The sequence below is a fragment of the Photorhabdus viridis genome (assembly GCF_040256935.1).
GTDB classification, from domain to species: Bacteria; Pseudomonadota; Gammaproteobacteria; order Enterobacterales; family Enterobacteriaceae; genus Photorhabdus; species Photorhabdus viridis.
The window spans coordinates 1-5548 of sequence record NZ_JBEJZY010000091.1 but is presented as its reverse complement, the minus strand read 5'-3'; the positions used below and the strand labels follow the sequence as shown (position 1 = coordinate 5548).

Annotated in this window: 1 protein-coding gene; it reads right to left on the bottom strand. The window is 52.1% G+C overall.

The window, feature by feature from the left end:
* Window positions 1–5548: amino acid adenylation domain-containing protein (locus ABR397_RS21685; protein ID WP_350307529.1), on the bottom strand; the 5548-nt coding region annotated here is incomplete at both ends.

Sequence of the window (5548 nt, the reverse complement as noted above, 5' to 3'; positions counted from 1 at the left end):
GGTTGAGAACGGATTAGGAATGAAGCGTTCCGCTGTCAACTCTGGGCGGTTAAGGTAGCCGCGGGCCACACCGGCGCCACCGATATAGATCTCACCGATAACGCCGAGAGGCGCTGGTTCACCCTGTCCATTCAGAATATAGATTTGGGTATTGGTGATTGGCCGACCGATGCTAGGCTGCGATAGTGATAAATTAACCGGACAGATACTAGCATCTACCGTACATTCTGTTGGTCCATAGACGTTGATGAAGCGGGTGGTTTTTATGTGTTGCAATTTGGACCACACTAAAGGAGGAATGCTATCACCACCTATCAGCGCCAGCTTGGGTTGATAACCGGAGGTTGTTCCCAAACCTGCTTCTAGTAGCCATTGCAATTGGATCGGTGTGCAGTCAAACATATCCACAGCATGCCGTGCAAAATAGCGCCAAAGCGTCTGACCATCGGTACGAAGGACTTCAGGGACGATGACCAATGTATGGCCAGAAAGCAACTGGAGCCAGCTTTTCACCGATGAGTCGAAGACAATACTGGCATTCATTGCTATGCGGCACGGTTGCTTGAGGGCAAATGCTATATTTAATCCTGTGTAAAGATTGATAACATTCCTGTGTTCCACCATGACCCCTTTGGGCCGCCCTGTAGAACCGGAGGTATAAATCACATAGGCCAGATGGCGTGAAGTTAGCCCCAGAGTCTGAATATCAAGATTATTTTCCAGTTTCTCATCAAAGATAGATGGCAACTGGGCATCAAGTAATATACTGGGCAGATTGCTGTCCAGCATTTCAACCAGTGTAGATTGAGTGATCAGGGCCACTGGTGCGGCATCGTCGAGCATGTAAGCCAGCCGCTCGGCCGGATAGGCTGGATCCAGTGGTACGTAAGCGCCGCCAGCCTTGAGAATAGCCAGTAGCCCCACCATCATCTCCAAGCTGCGTTCAACACAGATAGCCACCCGATCGTCCGGGCGTACACCTATGGCGAGCAGATGATGAGCCAGGCAATTGGCTCGGCGATTCAGTTCACTGTAACTGAGAGACTGTTCTTCAAACACCATGGCGATAGCTTCTGGGGTGCACGTCACTTGTTGTTCAAACAGTTCATGGATCAGAGCTTCCCGTGGGAAGTCAGTCTCTGTGTCATTGAAATCCACCAGTAGCTGCTTGCGCTCAGTAGCAGGTAGGATTGATAGATTCAAAGCAAGCTGCTGGGGTTCATTCGTCAGGGCTTCAACCAAGCCACTGATGGCTGTGACCAGATAACCCGCTACCCGGACGGGATCGACTGTTGCGACAGTTTTGACTACCAGACTGAAATCTTCCCCAAAGTCATCGACCGAGAGGGTCAGTGGGTAGTTAGTGCGCTCTTCTGCCGCCAACAGACGCATGCCGTCCCAAGTTGTATCGCCTGTGTCTGGCTGGCTATGGCGGTAATTGAGTAGAGCGCTGAACAATGGCATCGGCGGTATCACACTGCTGCAACGTTGGGCTAGTGCTAAAGGAGCTTGCTCATGTTCAAGTAGTGCCGTCAAATCATGGTAGGTAGCCTGCACCACTTCCAGCACACTGCGGCCAGCAAGGGACACTCGTACTGGCAGGGTATTGATAAACATTCCCATCACCCGATCGGCCCCGGCAGAGCCTTGCAGACGACCCAGCAACACGGAACCAAAGACTACATCATCACGGCCGCTAGTCTGTGCCAGCACCTGTGCCCAGGCAACATGGAACAACACGCCCGGTGTGATACCCAAACGGCGGGACTGACCGCGGATTGCCTGTGCCAGTGCATGATCTAGAGGAAGATGCGTTTCAGTTATGCCTTCACCATCGCCCTGTACGTTAAGTAGGCTGAATGGGGCTGTTGGTGTATCGATATCGGCCAGTCGGGTGCGGAAATATGCCTCATGTGCTGAAAGCGGCACGCTCAGAGTCTGGGCAATAAAGTTGCGGTAAGGTAACGGGGTTGGCAAGGTTTCTGCTTGTTCCTGCAACAATAAGCGGACTTCGTCAGAGATAAGCTCCATCGTTATATGATCGCCGATCAAATGATGGAAATTTAGGGCCAATAGCCACTCATTGCTGACTGGATCGAGAGCAATATCAGCAGTGAACAGAGGTGCCTGACTCAAGTTAAGCCGACGTAGGTTGGTATGCGCCTGTAACTGAGCCAACACATTATCTGAGGAGATCGGGATAAAAGTGGTGACTGACAACGATGCCTGACGCCAGACCACCTGCACAGGCTGCGTCAGTCCTTGCCAACAGACGGCTGTGCGCAAGATATCGTGGCGGTTAATCACTTGTTGCAAGGCATCAAGGAAAGCATCGAGACGAGTACGGCTATCAAAGGCAATCAGACTATTTAACAAGTAGACATCACCTTGCTCCTGTAGCTGGTGATGGAACAGAATACCTTCCTGTAACGGAGCAAGTGGATAGATATCCTGCACATTGGCGCCGCCGCCAACTACAGTCTTGACAACCGTGTCGATTTCCGCCTGAGATAATGCTATCAGTGGCAGCATGTCTGGCGTAATGGTGTCACAATCAGTACTAATGAGGTTGGGTGGTACATTCAGAGCAGTATTTCCAGCTGCTTTTGTTGTCAGACGAGCAGCCATCGCCGTCAAGGTCGGTGATGCGAAGACAGCGCTAACATCAAGGGTCAGATCACGTTGGCGTAGTTGTTCAATCAGGCTGACGACCAGCAGTGAATGTCCCCCCAGCTCAAAGAAATTGTCGTGACGTCCAACTTGCTTCAGCCCCAGCAAAGTTTGCCAGATAACTGCCAGTTGCTGTTCCATTTCACTCTGAGGCGTCTGATATTCGCGGCTGGCAATGGCGGTCTGATCAGGAGCCGGTAGTGCCTTGCGATCCAGTTTTCCGTTCGGAGTCAGCGGGAAGGTCTCCAGCATCACAAAGGCGCTGGGGAGCATATAATCCGCCAGGCGGGTACTCAGCTGTTCGCGCAGGTTGATGGCATCCAGCGTGATGTCAGGCTGTGGCACGAGATACGCGACCAAATGTTTTTCGCCATTATCGTCTTCACGTGCGATAACTACGGCATCTTTAACACCCGCGCAACCGGCCAATTGTGTCTCTATTTCCCCCAGTTCAATGCGGAATCCACGGATCTTGACTTGGAAGTCATTGCGACCGAGATAGACGATCGTACCATTTGGCTGCCAGCACCCCAGATCGCCGGTCTTATACATTCTGGCATTCGGTTGAGCACTGAATGGGTCGGAGACAAAACGTTCGGCGGTAAGTTCAGGGCGATTCAGATAGCCACGGGCAACTCCCGCACCGGCAATATAGATTTCTCCAGTGACACCGAGTGGCACAGGTTGTCCTTGTGTATCGAGAATATAAATGCGGGTATTGGTAATCGGGCGACCAATTGACAGCGTTTCTGTTGCGTCCAGTACCTCGCCGCCCTCCAAGGCCAGCGAAGTGGTGATAACGGTGGTTTCGGTTGGCCCGTAAGTATCGATCCAGCGGCAGTGCTGAGTTTCAGACATGGATTGCCAGTCGATAAGATGACGGTATTCGGCTTTTTCACCACCAACCGTGATTGAGCGCAGAGAAGGACTGATATCACAGCGGCCAGCTTTCATCTCCTGTACCCACTGGCGCCAAAAGGCAGTCGGTAGATCTACCACACTGATGGCCTGTTCTTGCAAGAAATGGCTAAAGGCGGTGTCTGGTATCCGAATATGCGCTGGGCGCAGAATTAAGGTGGCACCGACAGTCAGTGTTGGAAAAATTTCAGACACAGCTGTATCAAAGGCAATCGTGGCAAATTGCAGGACACGATCAGTGGATTTGAGTTCACTGATTTGGCATTGGGCATGAGTAAAATTCACCACGTTACGGTGCTCGATCATCACTCCTTTAGGCAGCCCAGTAGAGCCGGAAGTATAGATAACATAAGCTAAATGGTGCGCTTGTAATCCCAGTTGTACCGGATCAGGATTGGCAACAGATTGTTGAGCAACCGTGTTCAAGTGTTTGACATTGTCCAGTAACCAAACAGGGATATCTGCTATCGGTAAATGCGATCGTAAATGCTGCTGGGTGAGTAGTAATTTTGGTGCGCTGTCAGATAAGACATGCGTCAGCCGTTCACTAGGGTATGCGGGATCGAGCGGAGCATAACCCGCCCCGGCTTTTAATATGCCTAGTATGCCAATCACCATATCCAGACTGCGTTCAACACAAATTGCAACGCGATCATCGGAACGTACACCAAACTCAACCAGGGCGTGTGCCAGTTGGTTAGCGCGCTGGTTCAGTTCGGCATAACTCAATGACAAACCTTCAAACATCACGGCGATGGCGTCAGGGGTACGTTTAACCTGTTGTTCGAACAGTTCATGAATCAGGGCCGCCTGCGGGAAGTCCGCTTGTGTGGCATTGAAATCGACCAAAAGCTGCTGACGCTCAGCGGCAGGTAGGATTGGCAGGCTCAGAATAGGCTTCTGTGGCTCGGTTTTCAGCACTTCGATCAGGCGGCTGATGGTTGTAGCCAAATAATCCACCACTCGGACGGGATCAACGCCTGCAACGCTCTGGGTTATCAAATTGAAATCCTCCCCCAGATCATCCACCGAGAGGGTCAACGGATAGTTAGTGCGTTCTTCTGTGATCAATATACGCATACCGTCCCAAACCTTATTAGCCGTACCTGGCTGGCTATGGCGGTAATTAAGCAGGGCGCTAAAGAGCGGTAGCGGTGGGTTCACGCCGCTACAGCCCTGTGCCAGCGTCAGGGGGGCTTGTTCATGCTCCAACAGCGCGGTTAGATCGCGATAGGCGGCACGCACAACTCCCAGTACACTGCGATTAGCAAGGGATACCCGCATTGGTAGGGTATTGATAAACATCCCCATCACTTGATCAGCGCCGGCTGAGCCTTGCAGACGGCCAAGCAGCACAGTCCCGAAGACTACGTCGTCACGGCCGCTGGTTTGTGCCAGCACCTGAGCCCAGGCGACATGGAATAAAACACTCGGGCTGATACCCAGACGGCGAGCCTGCATACGTATTGCTTGCGCTAGTGTGGTATCCAATAGCAAATGGGCTTCAGTCATATCCTCACCGTTACCCTGTACATTAAGCAAGCCAAAGGGGGCGGTTGGGGTATCGACATCAGCGAGTCGGGCGCGGAAATAGTCCTCATGCACGGAGGCTGGTGCGCTCAGGATTTGAGCGATAAAGTCGCGGTAAGGTAGTGCAGCAGGTAGGGCTTCTGTCTGCCCCTGCAACAGCAAACGAACCTCGGCGACAATAAGCTCCAGTGTCATATGATCGCCAATTAGATGATGGAAGTTCAGGGCCAACAGCCATTCGCTACTGGCAGGGTCTTGAACAATATTGGTGGTAATTAACGGGGCTTGACTCAAATCAATATGACATTGACGCGGATCGGTGTGCGCCTGTAATTGGGCCGACACATTTTCTGCGCAAGCGGGCTCAAAAGTGACCACTGACAGTGGCGCCTGACGCCAGACCACCTGCACGGGCTGTGTCAATCCCTGC